Origin of the sequence: Microbacterium amylolyticum, from assembly GCF_011046975.1 — a bacterium.
GTDB classification, from domain to species: domain Bacteria; phylum Actinomycetota; class Actinomycetes; order Actinomycetales; family Microbacteriaceae; genus Microbacterium; species Microbacterium amylolyticum.
In genome coordinates this window covers 1,254,186-1,268,950 of record NZ_CP049253.1, presented here as the reverse complement: position 1 = coordinate 1,268,950, position 14,765 = coordinate 1,254,186, and the positions used below count along the sequence as shown (strand labels likewise).

The window sequence follows — 14,765 nt, the reverse complement described above, 5'->3', positions numbered from 1 at the left end:
CCGCCTCTCCGTGCGCTGCACGATGAGGCGGGCGTACCGCTCAGGCCTCGTCGGGCGTGAAGTTCAGCGACAGGGAGTTCATGCAGTAGCGGTCGCCCGTTGGCGTGCCGAAGCCGTCAGGGAAGACGTGCCCGAGGTGGCCGCCGCAGGCCGCGCAGCGCACCTCTGTGCGCACCATGCCGAGGCTTGTGTCATCGATGAGCTCAACGGCATCGGGGCGAACCGACTCGTAGAAGCTCGGCCACCCGCAGTGCGAGTCGAACTTCGTGTCCGCCTGAAAAAGCTCGGCGCCGCATCCTGCGCAGGTGTACAGGCCCGAGCGCTCTTCGTCGAGCAACTCTCCCGTCCACGCGCGCTCCGTTCCCGCTTCGCGGAGCACTGCGTACTGCTCGGGCGTCAGCTCGGCGCGCCACTCCTCTTCCGACTTCTCGACCTCGTATGCCATGCCTCCAGGTTACGTCTGTCTGGCGGGCATCGGCTGGGTGTGATCGACACGTGACGTTGGCGCGTCACGGCGGCGGCGCACAGCAGAATAGGGGGATGAGCGAGGCGATCAACGAGGTGCAGGAACGATTCGCGCGATTTGCGCGCGATGAGGCTCCTGGCCGCAGTGCTCGGTACGCGGAGTGGGCCGCTGGAGTGGCGGATGACGCCCGCATCGCCGGTGTGTTCGCACCCCTCCCTTCGCCCCATCGCCAGCCGCCCGTCGTTTTCGCTGTGACGCGGATGCTGGGCGCTCCGCTCCAGAGCTACTCCGCCTGGGCGGAGTTCGTGTGGGCGAACCAGGAGCGTGTTGTCGCGGAGTGCGCCGTTCGCACCACCCAGACGAACGAGCCGCTGCGCTGTGTGCCCCTTCTGCTCGCGCTGGAGCGCGTGGCCGGCCCCATCGCTCTTCTTGAGCTGGGCGCCAGCGCGGGCCTGTGTTTGTTCCCCGATCGCTATTCGTATCGCTTTCGCGACGACGCGGGCCGGGTGATCTCCCTCGACCCGGACGAGCGGGAGAGCGCGGTGGTCCTGACATCGGATCTGCGCGGGGTGAACGCTCCGTCGCGTTTGCCGAATGTCGTGTGGCGCGCCGGAATTGATGTTCAGCCGCGCCGTGCCGATGAGGCGGAGGACCGCGCGTGGATCGCGGGTCTGGTGTGGCCGGGAGAGGATCAGCGTGCACAGAGAGTGAACGCCGCGCTCGATGTCGCCGCAGCGTCCCCTCCTCTGCTCGTGGCGGGGGATGCGGCGGATGGTCATGCGCTGGCCGCGCTCGCTGCGCAAGCGCCGAAGGATGCGACGCTCGTGATCTCAACGCCCGGCGTTCTTCCGCACATTCCGCGCGTCGCGCGCGAGCGGCTGATCGACGCGATTCGCGGGATGGATGCGCGATGGATCACCCTCGACAGTCCGCGGTTGCATGATGCGTGGAGCACGCCGATCGCTGACGGTGCCGAGGGGTTTGCGCTGGCGGTCGACGGTGAGGTGATCGCCCTGTCTGATCCGCTCGGCGGGTGGATTGCGCGCCTTCCCTGACGATCTCGGGAGTGTCTCGGCGGGACCATAGGAGTGACGAATTATCCTGCTGTGATGACGGACGTGCAGCACGACGACGCGGCGGTGGCGAGTCTTGACGAACGTGCGCGCGCGGTTCTGGCGTTTGAGAGCGAATGGCCCCGTCCCTCCGGTGCGAAGGAAGAGGCGATTCGCGCTCACCTGGATCTCGAGCCGGCACGTTACTACCAGCTCCTCGCTCGACTCGTTGATGACCCTGCGGCGTGGGAGCACGCTCCGATGCTCGTTGCCCGGCTCCGTCGTCTGCGCGAACAGCGTGCTGCGCACCGTGCGCGGCTCCTTCGATGACCCGGTAGACAATGTCCCGGATGACGTTCCCTCGAGACAGTTTCGATGATGTTCCGCGCGATGCGCAGCGTGTTGGCGCCCATCGCGCCCAGCGTGCACGGTTCCACGGCCTGGTCGTTTTGCTGTGGTGGTTGCTCGCGGTGGGAATTCTCACAGGCATCGGCATCATCGCGTTCTTGACGTTGTCTCGCAACGAGACGATTTCGCTCCCTGAGCTGTCACCGCGCACGGAACAGACCCAGCCCGTTGTCGACACGTCGTACACGGTTGTGATCCTCAACGGGACCTGGAGTCCGGACACCGGAGATCAGATGCGCGACAGCATTATCCAGATGGGGTGGGATGAGGGGGCAGTTGTTCCCCTGCCGTCTGATGCGGACGACATCCCGACGACGGCTGTCTACTATTCGGGGAGCGAGGATGAGGCCGCGGCGAGGGGGCTCGCAAACGCTCTTGCCGTTGACACCGTCACCCACAGTGATGAGTTTGCGAGCCTGTCGGATGGCGGGCTGACGGTGGTCGTTGGCACCGACCGTGTTTCCGCGCCGTAAAGATCTTGCGACGCTTCTGTCAAACGTGCCGATTTTCGCTCTTGACCGGCGAATTTCGACGGTAGCATCACTCCCGTTACCCGGTCTGGGTAACGCACCGCAGCATCAGGAGTGAGCATGGCCCAGGGCACTGTGAAGTGGTTTAACGCTGAGAAGGGCTTCGGGTTTATCACCCTGGCCGACGGTAGCCAGGACGTCTTCGTTCATTACTCGAATATCGAGATGGACGGCTTCCGCATCCTCGACGAGGGCCAGTCCGTGGAGTTCTCGGTCGGCGCCGGCCAGAAGGGTCCGCAGGCTGAAGCCGTTCGCCCTGTTGGATAGGGGCGCCGACGCCCGATTTCCCCAAAACGCCGCTCGCGAGCATGCCTCGCCGGGCGGCGTTTTGACGTGATCTGTGCGGAATGTTGTGAGACATGCTGTGAGCGTTCGCCGCAGGCACGAGTACGCAAACAGCGGCAACGCGGCGGAAGGAAGTCCTTCGGGATGTTCCTCGTTATCGTCCCGCTGCTCGTGCTGGTGTTCCTGTTCTCGTACTTCCCTCTCTACGGGTGGATCTACTGACGCGAAAGAGGGCGCTGGTTGCCGCCCCGATTGTGATGATCGGAAGACAGGTCAGAAGGAGCAACACGTTCAGGCCGATGAACGATAGGAAGGTCGTCGCGCCCTGCAGGGTTCGGCTATCGGTGTCGATCCGCATCAGTTCACGCCTCAGCGCTGGTGGAGCCGAGCCGTGGCGGCAGCAGCTCGATTCTGTCGCGCTTGGTTCCCGCCAGCAGGTCCAGTGCGGCGCGCGCTGCGGCAGCGCCGATATCCTCTGCAGGCACGATGATGGTGTCGGTGAGTCCCGGCACGGTGCGTGCGAGATGCTCCGGACACATGGCGATGACGTCTCGTCCGCCGGCGATGATGCGCGGGGCGACGTGAGGGAGAGCGCCCTCGTTGTGGAAAAGAACGCCCGTCATTGAGGGGTTCTCGGCGAAAATTCCGTCGACGGTTGCTCGCGCGTCCGTTGAGGTCGGGCAGGCGTGAACGGATCCGCTCAGTCCGTGTTCTTCGCACCCGCCGATAAACCCCTGGCGGAGCCGGTCAACGTAGGAAGTGTGCCGCTCCATGACTTCCTGAGGTGCGCCGAACAGCGCCACGCGCTTGTGCCCCAGCTCGGCGAGCCGCGCAGCGGCGAGCCGGCCAGCGGCCTCGAAGTCGAAGTCGACACAGTGCGCGTCGCCGGACTCGGAGGGGAGGCCGATGAGAACGCTCGGCGCCGGGAGATTCTTCACGGTCTCGATGCGCGGATCAGTGGATTCGACATCCATGACCACAAGAGCGTCAACCGCCGATGCCCGGGCGGCGTGCTCGAGTGCTTCGGAATCGTCACCGGTGAGCAGAAGAATGTTGTAGCGATTGGCGCGCGCGGCGCGTGCGATGCCCGCGACGATCTCCATCACAACGTGCACGTCCACGCCCGCGCGGAGGGGAGCCTGGAGGCCGATCACCTGCGTCGACCGCGACGCGAGAGACCGGGCGCTCGCGTGAGGACTGTAGTTCAGATCGGCAATAGCCTGTGTGACGCGTTCCTTGGTGTCGGGTGAAATGGTTCGCTTGCCACTGAGGACATACGAAACGGTGGAAATGGACACGCGTGCGGCCCGCGCAACATCGGCGATCGTCGTCATGAGGTTTCCTTTGACTCGATGATCATGGCGCGATTCGGGGAAATATCGCAACGTACAGCGGGGAGTCCCGGTCCGGAGAGGGTGGTGGCGGTGCGGGACGCACTCCGCACGGTGACCCGCGTTACTCGAGCGTTCGCCCACGCGACGTCCACGGTGATGCCACCGCGGCACCGGATGCCGGTGATGTTTCCCGTCACCCACGAGGGCGGAAGCGCGGGAAGCAACCGGATCTCCTGCTCGTGCGACTGCACGAGTGCTTCTGCGATGGCTGCGGTGAATCCGAGATTCCCGTCGATCTGGAATGGCGGGTGTGCGCTGAACAGATTGTGGTACACCCCGCCACGGTGCTGTCCTGCCGCGTCTTCGGCGGGGCGCAGCAGCATGCGCAGCTGTCCGTGCACGCGCGCACCCTCACCGAGGCGTGCCCACATCGCGGCGCGCCACGCCAACGCCCAGCCCGTTGACTCCGCGCCGCGGTTCACGATCGAGGTCGCGGCCGCGCGCGCGAGGTCCGGTGTGCGGCTGGGCGTCATACTCCCCAGAGGGAACAGGCCGACTAGATGGGAGAGATGGCGGTGGTCCGGTTCTGCGGGGGTGAGTGGCTCAGCCCACTCCTCAATGCTGCCGTCGGCGGCGATGCGAACGGGCGGTAACAGATCGACGTGCGCGCGAAGTTCGGTGACCCATGCGTCATCGCGGCCCAGGGCCTGTGCTGCTCGTGTGCAGGCGTCGGAGAGCGCTCGCAGCAGTTCGGCGTCCATCGTCGCGGTCATGGTGATGGCGAGCTGCTGCCCGGATTCGTCGAGGTAGTGGTTCTCGGGCGAGGTTGAGGGTGCTGTCCAGGCGGTCTCGCCATCGGTTTGGACCCAGCTGAGTGCGAAGCGTGCCGTTGCTTCAAGAACGGGCCACGCCTCATCACGCAGCGCGCGCAGATCCTGGTCGAAGGTGAAACGGTCCCACATGTGCAGACTGAGCCAGACGCCACCCATGGGCCAGCAGGCCCACGCAGGGTCACCGTGGCCTGCTCCGACGGGTGCCGCGTACCCCCAGATGTCGGAATTGTGGTGCAGAACCCAGCCATCAGCGTCGTAGAGAGCACGCGCGGCGGCGGGGCCGGTTTTTGTCGCGACGCGCGCCACGAAATCGAGAAGCGGCTCGTGGCATTCGGGAAGGGATGTCGTCTCGGCTGGCCAGTACGCCATTTCCATGTTGATGTTCGTCGTATACGCGCTGGACCAGGGGCCGGGAAGCTGAGCGTTCCAGATGCCCTGGAGGTTCGCGGGAGGGCCGCCAGGGCGTCGCGCATCCGGGCGAGGGCCTCGGGACCGCGATCAGCGAGGCTCGCAAGAGGGTCATGTTCCGGTGTTCCCGACCACGCCTCGGCATCGTTGAGCCAGAGTTTTTCGCCGGCGTATTCGCCGGCGCACATGGCACCGCGGTGGCCGTTCCCGACCGGTAGCGCGTCGGTCCAGACGCGCGCGGGGGTGCTATATCGCAGCACGTGGAGGGCTGAGTGGGTCTTCATGGACAACGGCACGTGTCTAGTATATCGTCACCGTGTTGAAGCGCTTCGATAGATGTCTGGAGAGTCTGACGCTGATGTCACCGACACCTCATGTTCCCGGCACGTTTTCTGCGCTCAGCGCAGACATCGGCATTGGCGTCGGCGGCGATTACAACCCGGAGCAATGGCCTCGCGAAACCTGGCGAGAAGACGTCGATCTGATGCGCGAAGCGGGGGTCAATCTCGTCACCGTTGGCGTTTTCAGCTGGGCGATGATCGAGCCCGAGCCGGGACGCCGAGAGTTCGCGTGGTTAGACGAGGTGCTGGAACTTCTGCACGACGGCGGGATCGCCGTTGACCTCGCTACCACCACCGCGTCACCCCCGCCGTGGCTTGGGGTGCGCTATCCCGAGACGCTGCCCGTCGACCGCGAGGGTGTTCGCCTTGTGCCCGGATCGCGCAATCAGTTCTCGCCGTCCTCGCGCGTCTACCGCGAACATGCCCTGTCGATCACGCGTGACCTTGCGACGCGCTACGCCCATCACCCCGCCGTGCGAATGGGGCACATCGGCAACGAGTACGGGCAGATCGACTACGGCGATGAGGCAGCACGCGAATTCCGTACCTGGCTGCGCGAGAAATACGGCACGATCGCGGCGCTCAACGATGCGTGGGGTACGGCCTTCTGGTCGCAGCGTTACGCCGATTTCGGGGAGATTCTTCCTCCTCGGCGGATGCCCTACCTCGTCAACCCCACACAGTCGCTGGACTTCCGGCGGTTCAGCTCCGACCAGATGCTCGTCTGCTATCTCGAGCAACGGGACGCAATCCAGCGAGCGGGCGCTGAGCGCTTTCACTCGGCGATGCTCCCGCATGCGGGAGCCGACAGCGATGTCTTCCGCGGTGTGGTGCGACAAGGTCACGATCTGCGGGCGCTACGCGAGGTCGTCGGAACGCCCGTTGCCACACGGGCGCCGACACTATTGCTCTGCGCGCGACGAACGGTTGCTTTATCCGGGCATCGTCCGATGGAACGGTCATCACCGCGGACAGCGATGAGGCGACCGACGATACCCTGTTCGAGATGACCGACTGGGGCGACGGGCTGCTCACCTTCCGGTCGCTCGCGGCGGCGGGCTCGTTTTGGCCGACGGGGTCACCCTGGACGAGGCCGAGCGGTTCGGGGCACGGATCGTCCGCTCCGGTCAGCAGGCGATCGCGGAAGCGGCTGTTGCTGCCGATGTTGTCCTCGTCGCCGTCGGCAACGACCCCCATCTCGCCGGACGCGAAACAGCTGATCGTCCCCATCTGATGCTTCCGGAGGTCTTTGCCGAGGTGTGGCGGATTGCGCGCCGGCACGCGGAACAGGTTGTTCTGACGATCGTCTCGAGCTATCCGTACGTTCTTGGCGACGCGTTCGCGGCGGAAACGATCGTCTGGTCGAGCCACGGCGGACAGGAGCTGGGGAACGGGCTTGTCGATGTTCTCAGTGGTGACGTTGAGCCGACGGGGCGTCTTGCTCAATCGTGGCCGGCGGATCCCGCACAGGCGGGCGATCTGTTCGACTACGACACACTGCGCCAGCAGGCCACGTACCGCCACCACCCCGAGCCGTATGCCTTCGCCTTCGGACACGGCTGCACATACTCCGCTGTGCGTTACGAGGACGTGCAGCTTTCGGAACCGCAAGTGGCAGCTCCGGAACCCACGCACCATCATCCTGCGCTGGTGGCGTACGAACGCGTGCGCTTGGAGCCGGGTGAATCGCGCGAGGTCGAGCTGAGTTTCGACGCCCGCCGCTTGGCCGTGTGGGACGACGAGCTGCGAATCGAGGGGGCGCCGGAGGACTGGGTGCATGCGGGCGCGTTGCGCGTGCAGCCGGGGGCGTACCGAATCGCCGCGGGGCCCAGCGCCGACGCGCTCGAGGTTGATGCGACGCTGACGGTTGCTGTGCGTTCGTGACGCACACGCTCAGGGGGTTTGCACTCGAGGGGGTCGAGTGCCAGAATGCTCTTAGCACTCAGGTAGATCGAGTGCTAATGACTACCCGCCTTACGTCCGGGAGGGACGACAACACATGGCAAAGATGATCGCTTTCGACGAGGAGGCCCGTCGCGGTCTCGAGCGCGGCCTCAACCAGCTGGCCGACGCCGTCAAGGTGACGCTCGGCCCGCGTGGCCGCAACGTCGTGCTGGAGAAGAAGTGGGGCGCCCCCACAATCACGAACGACGGTGTGTCGATCGCCAAGGAGATCGAGCTCGACGACCCGTACGAGAAGATCGGCGCGGAGCTCGTCAAGGAGGTCGCCAAGAAGACCGATGACGTCGCTGGCGACGGCACGACGACGGCGACCGTTCTCGCTCAGGCGCTCGTCCGCGAGGGCCTGCGCAACGTTGCAGCCGGAGCCGACCCGATCAGCCTGAAGCGCGGCATCGAGAAGGCCGTTCAGGCTGTCTCCGCCGAGCTTCTGGTGAACGCCAAGGAGATCGAGTCGAAGGAAGAGATCGCGGCGACCGCATCGATCTCCGCCGCTGACCCCGAGATCGGCGAGCTCATCGCTCAGGCCATCGACAAGGTTGGCAAGGAGGGCGTTGTCACGGTGGAAGAGGCTCAGGCCTTCGGCACCGAGCTCGAGCTCACCGAGGGTATGCGCTTTGACAAGGGCTACCTGAACCCCTACTTCGTCACGGACCCTGAGCGCCAGGAAGCCGTCTTCGAAGAGCCCTACATCCTCATCGCGAACCAGAAGATCTCGAACATCAAGGATCTTCTCCCCGTCGTCGAGAAGGTCATGCAGGCGGGCAAGGAGCTCGTCATCATCGCCGAGGACGTCGAGGGCGAAGCTCTTGCGACGCTGGTGCTGAACAAGATCCGTGGCATCTTCAAGGCCGTTGCCGTCAAGGCACCGGGCTTCGGCGACCGTCGTAAGGCGCAGCTGCAGGACATCGCGATCCTCACGGGTGGCCAGGTCATCACGGAAGAGGTCGGTCTCAAGCTGGAGAACACCGAGCTCGACCTCCTGGGCCGCGCACGCAAGGTCATCGTCACCAAGGACGAGACGACCATCGTTGAGGGCGCCGGCAACTCGGAGCAGATCGACGGTCGCGTGACCCAGATCCGCCGCGAGATCGAAGCAACCGACAGCGACTACGACCGCGAGAAGCTCCAGGAGCGCCTCGCGAAGCTCGCCGGCGGCGTTGCCGTCATCAAGGCGGGTGCCGCAACCGAGGTGGAGCTCAAGGAGCGCAAGCACCGCATCGAGGATGCCGTTCGCAACGCGAAGGCAGCCGTCGAAGAGGGCATCGTCCCCGGTGGTGGCGTCGCGCTGATCCAGGCCGCCATCACGGCGTTCGACAAGCTCGACCTCTCGGGTGACGAGGCAACCGGTGCACGCATCGTTCGCGTCAGCATCGAAGCACCGCTCAAGCAGATCGCCCTCAACGCTGGCCTCGAGCCCGGTGTTGTGGCCGCGAAGGTTGCCGAACTCGCCACGGGTCACGGCCTCAACGCCGCCACGGGCGAGTACGTCGATATGCTGGCAGCCGGCATCATCGACCCGGCAAAGGTGACGCGTTCGGCGCTGCTGAACGCTGCATCGATCGCTGGTCTGTTCCTGACGACCGAGGTCGTCGTTGCCGAGAAGCCCGAGCCCGCTTCGGCAGGCGCTGCCGGCCCCGAGGCCGGCGGCATGGACTTCTGATCTGACGAAGCCTGTTTGTTGAGAGCCCCTCGCCGCACACGCGGCGAGGGGCTCCTGCCATGGTCGGTCCGGATTTAGCGGAAGATGTTCGCGACGTCCATTTCGACCTGCTGGTAGCCCGTTCCGGCAACCTGCAGGCGTCGCGCAATCGACTGCAGCGCCTCTTCGACCTGGAGGTGCACCACCTGCCATTCCGCTGCCAAGCCCTGGAAGGCCTGCGAGGCACCTCCCTGCCACGAGGACTCCAGCTGGTGGACCTTGCCCATGAGGAAGGCGACCTCGGCGCGCAGGCGCTCTGAGGCGGCCTGCACCTCGCTCTGCGTAGCGAGAATCTGCGTACTGTCGACGGTGAACTGTGCCATTCGCGGCTCCTTTCGGGGATGTGCCACCGACGCTAGGGGCTCGGCATCTTCCCCGTGCGGCGCCGCGAGCCGATCGTCAGACAACATCGCGGAAACGCCGCGTGTGAATGGCCTATTCGGCCAATTCCTTTGGCACCTCGTTCAGGTGGACGAGGGGGAAGCCCACTTGGAACGTCGCGCCGCCACCGGGTGTTTCAAACACCGAGACGGAGCCCTTCAAGCGCTCGACGATCGACGCCACGATGGCCAGGCCGAGCCCGGATCCGCCCGTCTCTCGCGCGCGCGAGGTATCAGCACGCCAAAAGCGCTCGAAGATCTTCTGGCGGATCTCCTCTGGGATGCCCTCGCCGTGGTCGACAACAGAGATCCAGCCGAGGTCCTTCTCCGGGTCGATCCCGACCTCCAACTCAATGGGAGAATCTTCCGCGCTGTATCTGCGGGCGTTCCCCAGCAGGTTCGCGATGACCTGCTGGATCTTCTCAGCGTTGCCGCGAACGATCGGTGGCTGCTCGAGGGGCTTCCCGGCGACCGGCTCGGAAAAGTCCAGCGTATGGACGTCGCCCGAGGACTCCGCGGTATCGTCGTCCTGCTTCTTGTCGCCGCGCTTTTGGAAGAACGATCGCGTTGAGGCCTGCGCCTTCGCAATGGCCGATGTCCACCGGAGGGCGGCGGTTTCCGTTGGCGGTCCCTCTTCTTCCTCCTCGCCGGCGATGAGGGGAGCGGGATCGGGAGCATGCGGTGCCCGCGAAGAGATGATCGTGATCGGCCCGGTCAGCGCCTCGAAGGTTGTGTCGTTGACGTTGATGCGGCGACCGGGATCAGCAGCCTGGACGTCGAGCGCGGCGTTGCGGGCGATTGTGCGGAGGTCGACGTCGGTGATCTCCATCTCGCGGCGTTCGTCGAGTCTGGCCAGGTTGAGGAGGTCCTCCACGAGAGAGGTCATCCGCTTTGCCTCGCTCTCGATGCGCTGCATCGCCTTTCCCGTGTCCTCATGGGTGTTGATCGCGCCCATCCGGAAAAGCTCGGCATAGCCGCGCACACTGACCAGCGGGGTGCGCAGCTCGTGGCTGGCATCGCCGATAAAGCGGCGCATCTTATCGACGGTGGCGTCGCGCTCAGCGAAGGACTCGTCAAGTGTGTCGAGCATCGTGTTGATCGCGAGCTTGAGGCGGCCGACCTCGGTCGTCGGCTCGATATCGGTCATCCGTTGCTGGAAGTTGCCCTCGGCGATGCGCATCGCCGTGTCTTCGACCTGTCCGAGGCGCCGGAAGGCGAGTGTGACGAGCCAGCGGGTCACGAGTGCGCCCAATACGAGCGTGATGGCGGTCATCCCTGTGAAAACGACGATGTATGTCCGGACGAAGGAATCGGCCTCCGTGAGTGGCTGTGCAACGAGCTGGGCGTAGAGGCCGCTCGTCGCACCCGACTGCACTTCAACGGGTGAGACGCTGGCGCGGTAGCTCGATCCGCGGAGGGTGTCGAGCGCGAAGACGCGATCCTGGTTGAGGAAGGCATCCTGCACCGTCAGGGTCGTCGGAAAGACGGGGGTGAGAGCAGGGTCTTGATCGCCGCCGCTGATATCGATGAGCGTGCCATCGGTGTGATACAGCGCGACGATGTACTCCGTACGCGGGGCCGGATTCTTCGCCGAAATGACGATCGCGCCGGTGTCGGGAGCATTCCCGACATCGAACACGGTCTCATAGACGTCGGTTCCCGACAGCTGTTGCACCGACGTGTCGGTGTAGCTGACGAGCATCGTCTGCAGGATCGGCATGGTGCCGAGTCCCGCGGACAACAGGCCCGCCGCGAGTACGCCGACCGTCACACCCGTGATCTTGGCGCGCAGGCTGATCCTGCGCCACCAGCGGGTGAAGGGATCGATCCGGGCGGCCAGGACGTTTCCTCGAGGTGGGTGGGACGGCTATTACAGCTTGTCGACCTTGAGCATGTAGCCGAAGCCGCGCTTGGTCTGGATGAGCGATTCCGCGGCGTGCGGGTCGATCTTGCGGCGCAGGTACGAGATGTAGCTCTCGACGATGCCGGCGTCGCCGTTGAAGTCGTACTCCCACACGTGATCGAGGATCTGCGCCTTCGACAGCACGCGGTTGGGGTTCAGCATGAGATAGCGCAGCAGCTTGAACTCGGTGGGGCTGAGGTCGATCGCCGTGTCTCCGACGTAGACATCGTGCGTGTCCTGGTCCATCGTGAGTTCACCGGCGCGGATCACCGATTCCTCTTCGTCTGTCTGCATCGTGCGGCGAAGAACCGCCTGGATGCGGGCGACGATTTCATCGAGGCTGAAGGGCTTGGTGACGTAGTCGTCGCCGCCAACGTTGAGACCCTTGATCTTGTCGTCGGTCTCGTCCTTGGCGGTGAGGAAGATGATGGGCGCGGTGTACCCCGCGTCGCGAAGACGCTTGGTCACGCTGAACCCGTTCATGTCGGGGAGCATGACATCGAGCACGATCAGATCGGGCTCCTCCTCCAAAACCGCGGAGATCGTCTGCGCGCCGTTGATGACGGTCCTCACCTGGAACCCGGCGAAGCGCAGGCTCTGCGAGAGCAGGTCGCGGATGTTCGGCTCGTCGTCGACTACGAGAATGCGCGGTGCGGTCATGCCCCCATTATGTCGATGAATGCACCAGATGTGGCCAGAATCGCCCCGTGACCCATGAAATGCCGAGAAAACAGCTCGATTCGGGCGCCATTGTGCCGAGAAATCGTGTGGTGTGCGTGCCGCCGTTTACGAGGCTGTTACGTCGGCGGTGAAGAGTGCATGCCTTCAGCCGACCGTTGGTCCGCCGTTCCGACGAATGTTCCGGGGACGTCGACTGTTCCTGGTCGAGTGGGCTCACCTCAGGTGATCGGACACGATCGCGTCGTCGGTTTCGCCGAGGTCGAGGCCGTGACGTTCGATCAGCGTCTCGCGAAACGGTTCCAGCCGTATCTCGCGGTGCGGTTGTGCGGCGCTCGTGAGGCGAGGCCGGATCAGCTCGCAGATTCCGGTGCTGTCGTAGCCGACGATGCTGACATCCTGTGGCACGCGAAGGCCCGCATCGGCGCACGCTCCGATGAGGTCGATTGCGAGCCTGTCTGTTTCGGTGAACACCGCCGTCGGCGGATTCTTCTCGTGCAGCATCGAGAACACGAGGTACCGGGTTGCCGGGCCCCGCTACACCGAGGTGCTGCTGTCGTCCGTTCCCCAGCCGGACCCCGATGCGAAGCGGAACCGGATCGTCCCCAAGGGCGAAGTGCCGAGCCCCACCGACAGGCCACCGGGCTGTCACTTCAGCAACCGCTGCCACTACGCCACCGACCTGTGCCGAACGGCCGAGCCTCCTCTCACGGATGCCGGCGGTGGGCGCATGGTCGCCTGTCGCCTCGCCCGAGCAGCTCCTCTCCGTGATCGACGACATCGAGAGGGCCCGCGGTCTCTCAGGACGTGAACCGGCTCAGCAGGCGCCGCGCTAAGACATGTGGCCGAGGTCGGCCGTGTCCAGGATTGTGTAGCTGTAACCCTGTTCCGCGAGGAACCGCTGTCGGTTCTGCGCGAAGTCCTGGTCCACCGTGTCGCGGGCGATCAGCGTGTAGAAGCTGGCCGTGTGATCGGTCTGCTTCGGGCGGAGCAAACGTCCGAGACGCTGCGCTTCCTCCTGGCGCGAGCCAAAAGAACCAGAGACCTGGATCGCCACCGATGCTTCGGGAAGGTCAACCGAGAAGTTTGCGACCTTTGAGACGACGAGAACGTTCAGGGTCCCGTCGCGGAACGCCTGGAACAGCTGTTCGCGTTCATCGACGGGCGTTGCTCCCGTGATCTTCGGGGCGCCCAGAGCATCGCTGAGTTCGTCGAGCTGATCAAGGTACTGGCCGATGACGAGGATTTGCTCGCCCGTATGCCGATCGACGATGTCCCGGACAGCCTCGATTTTCGACGGCGACGTTGCGGCAAGACGGTATCGCTCGTCGTCGGGGGCGGCGGCGTACTCGAGGCGCTCCGACGACGGCAGATCGATGCGCACCTCGAAACAGGAAGCGGGGGAGATAAAGCCCTGCTGCTCGATCTCCTTCCACGGCGCGTCGAAACGCTTGGGGCCGATCAGGCTGAACACATCCCCTTCGCGGCCGTCCTCGCGAACAAGCGTCGCTGTCAGGCCGAGCCGGCGCCGCGCCTGTAGATCAGCGGTGAGCTTAAAAACGGGGGCGGGAAGCAGGTGCACCTCGTCGTACACAATGAGGCCCCAGTCGAGGGCGTCCAAGACGTCGAGGTGCGCGTAAACACCCTTCCGCTTCGACGTCAGGATCTGATACGTGGCGATGGTGACCGGCTTGATCTCTTTGATCTGCCCGGAGTACTCGCCGATCTCCTCCGCCGTGAGCGATGTGCGCTTGAGCAACTCGTCGCGCCATTGCCGGGCCGAGACGGTGTTGGTGACGAGGATCAGGGTTGTTGTCTTCGTCGTCGCCATGGCGCCGGCTCCGACCAGGGTCTTCCCGGCGCCACACGGAAGAACAACGACGCCAGAGCCATCCCGAGAAAAGGTGTCGACGGCCTGCTGCTGGTATGGCCGCAGGTTCCAGTCGGCCTCGTCGAGAGAGATCGGATGCGGCGTACCCGGGGTGTATCCCGCGAGGTCATCGGCGGGCCAGCCGATCTTCAGGAGCTCCTGTTTGATCTGTCCGCGTGCCCACGCGTCAACGACGAATGCCTCGTCGCTCGCGCGCCCGATCAGAAGAGGGGAGATCTTCTTGTTGCGAGAGACCTCGCTGAGAACCGCTTTGTCGGTTGAGCGCAGGATGAGCTCACCGTCGCTCCCACGATCGATCGTCAGACGTCCGTAGCGGTTGACGGTTTCGCGCAGGTCCGTTGCCACCGAAGGAGGAACGGGGAATCTCGTCCACTGGTCGAGGGTGGCGAGCATATCCTCGGCGGTGTGTCCGGCGGCGCGGGCGTTCCACAACCCCAGCCGTGTGATGCGATACGTGTGGATGTGTTCCGGCGCGCGCTCGAGCTCTGCGAACACCGCCAGCTCATGCCGCGCCGATTCAGCGTCGGGATGTGCCACCTCGAGCAGAACCGTGCGGTCGCTCTGCACAATCAAAGGACCGTCAGCCATAGCAGGC

General features: G+C 64.8%; 16 protein-coding genes and 2 pseudogenes. 8 read left to right on the top strand and 10 right to left on the bottom strand.

Going from position 1 to position 14,765, the window contains the following annotated elements; genetic code table 11:
* Positions 1–40: 40 nt before the first annotated feature.
* On the bottom strand, positions 41–445 hold the full coding sequence (msrB, locus tag G6N81_RS06190; RefSeq protein WP_165134526.1) for a peptide-methionine (R)-S-oxide reductase MsrB: 405 nt from the start codon (positions 443–445) through the stop codon (positions 41–43).
* Between the two features lie 95 nt (positions 446–540).
* On the opposite strand from msrB, the gene G6N81_RS06185 reads away from it, so the two are divergent.
* From G6N81_RS06185 to G6N81_RS06170, 4 genes are all read left to right on the top strand, one after another.
* Positions 541–1,521, top strand: a complete 981-nt coding sequence (locus tag G6N81_RS06185) for a DUF2332 family protein (protein ID WP_165134523.1) — start codon at positions 541–543, stop codon at positions 1,519–1,521.
* 54 nt (positions 1,522–1,575) lie between these two features.
* Positions 1,576–1,848 (top strand): DUF3263 domain-containing protein, encoded by a 273-nt coding sequence (locus tag G6N81_RS06180; protein WP_165134520.1) that lies wholly within the window; start codon positions 1,576–1,578, stop codon positions 1,846–1,848.
* Positions 1,849–1,868: 20 nt separating this feature from the next.
* Complete coding sequence (locus G6N81_RS06175; RefSeq protein ID WP_165134517.1) at positions 1,869–2,399, top strand: LytR C-terminal domain-containing protein; 531 nt, start codon at positions 1,869–1,871, stop codon at positions 2,397–2,399.
* A gap of 117 nt (positions 2,400–2,516) precedes the next feature.
* Positions 2,517–2,723: a cold-shock protein gene (locus G6N81_RS06170; protein WP_165134514.1), complete on the top strand. Its 207-nt coding sequence runs from the start codon at positions 2,517–2,519 to the stop codon at positions 2,721–2,723.
* Positions 2,724–2,895: 172 nt separating this feature from the next.
* Here G6N81_RS06170 and G6N81_RS12880 read toward each other — a convergent pair whose 3' ends face one another.
* The 4 genes and pseudogenes from G6N81_RS12880 to G6N81_RS12945 form a co-directional block, all read right to left on the bottom strand.
* Complete coding sequence (locus tag G6N81_RS12880) at positions 2,896–3,099, bottom strand: DUF624 domain-containing protein (RefSeq protein ID WP_165134511.1); 204 nt, start codon at positions 3,097–3,099, stop codon at positions 2,896–2,898.
* A gap of 4 nt (positions 3,100–3,103) precedes the next feature.
* On the bottom strand, positions 3,104–4,075 hold the full coding sequence (locus G6N81_RS06160; protein WP_165134508.1) for a LacI family DNA-binding transcriptional regulator: 972 nt from the start codon (positions 4,073–4,075) through the stop codon (positions 3,104–3,106).
* Positions 4,072–5,340: a glycosyl hydrolase family 95 catalytic domain-containing protein gene (locus G6N81_RS12700; protein ID WP_420901784.1), complete on the bottom strand. Its 1,269-nt coding sequence runs from the start codon at positions 5,338–5,340 to the stop codon at positions 4,072–4,074. The genes G6N81_RS06160 and G6N81_RS12700 overlap by 4 nt, the downstream gene beginning before the upstream one ends.
* 80 nt (positions 5,341–5,420) lie before the next feature.
* A pseudogene (locus G6N81_RS12945) lies at positions 5,421–5,600 on the bottom strand (glycoside hydrolase N-terminal domain-containing protein); the annotation flags it as partial.
* 74 nt (positions 5,601–5,674) lie between these two features.
* Between G6N81_RS12945 and G6N81_RS06145 the strand changes: the two are divergent.
* The 3 genes and pseudogenes from G6N81_RS06145 to groL all read left to right on the top strand — a co-directional run.
* Positions 5,675–6,424: pseudogene (locus G6N81_RS06145) on the top strand (beta-galactosidase); the annotation flags it as partial.
* 298 nt (positions 6,425–6,722) lie between these two features.
* On the top strand, positions 6,723–7,541 hold the full coding sequence (locus G6N81_RS06140) for a glycoside hydrolase family 3 C-terminal domain-containing protein (RefSeq protein WP_206527913.1): 819 nt from the start codon (positions 6,723–6,725) through the stop codon (positions 7,539–7,541).
* A 115-nt stretch (positions 7,542–7,656) separates the two neighbouring features.
* Positions 7,657–9,279, top strand: a complete 1,623-nt coding sequence (groL, locus tag G6N81_RS06135; RefSeq protein ID WP_165134496.1) for a chaperonin GroEL — start codon at positions 7,657–7,659, stop codon at positions 9,277–9,279.
* Between the two features lie 74 nt (positions 9,280–9,353).
* Here the strand turns inward: groL and G6N81_RS06130 are convergent, their stop codons facing one another.
* From G6N81_RS06130 to G6N81_RS06115, 4 genes are all read right to left on the bottom strand, one after another.
* On the bottom strand, positions 9,354–9,641 hold the full coding sequence (locus G6N81_RS06130) for a WXG100 family type VII secretion target (protein WP_165134493.1): 288 nt from the start codon (positions 9,639–9,641) through the stop codon (positions 9,354–9,356).
* Between the two features lie 112 nt (positions 9,642–9,753).
* Positions 9,754–11,469, bottom strand: a complete 1,716-nt coding sequence (locus tag G6N81_RS06125) for a sensor histidine kinase (protein ID WP_165134490.1) — start codon at positions 11,467–11,469, stop codon at positions 9,754–9,756.
* Between the two features lie 99 nt (positions 11,470–11,568).
* A complete protein-coding gene (locus tag G6N81_RS06120; protein ID WP_165134487.1) occupies positions 11,569–12,261 on the bottom strand; it encodes a response regulator transcription factor in 693 nt (230 codons plus the stop codon).
* A 234-nt stretch (positions 12,262–12,495) separates the two neighbouring features.
* Positions 12,496–12,783: a substrate-binding domain-containing protein gene (locus G6N81_RS06115; protein WP_241245092.1), complete on the bottom strand. Its 288-nt coding sequence runs from the start codon at positions 12,781–12,783 to the stop codon at positions 12,496–12,498.
* On the opposite strand from G6N81_RS06115, the gene G6N81_RS06110 reads away from it, so the two are divergent.
* Positions 12,668–13,090: an oligopeptide/dipeptide ABC transporter ATP-binding protein gene (locus tag G6N81_RS06110; RefSeq protein WP_165134481.1), complete on the top strand. Its 423-nt coding sequence runs from the start codon at positions 12,668–12,670 to the stop codon at positions 13,088–13,090. The genes G6N81_RS06115 and G6N81_RS06110 overlap by 116 nt on opposite strands.
* Before the next feature lie 21 nt (positions 13,091–13,111).
* On the opposite strand, the gene G6N81_RS06105 is transcribed toward G6N81_RS06110, so the two are convergent.
* Positions 13,112–14,758: a DNA repair helicase XPB gene (locus G6N81_RS06105; protein WP_165134478.1), complete on the bottom strand. Its 1,647-nt coding sequence runs from the start codon at positions 14,756–14,758 to the stop codon at positions 13,112–13,114.
* Positions 14,759–14,765: the final 7 nt, after the last annotated feature.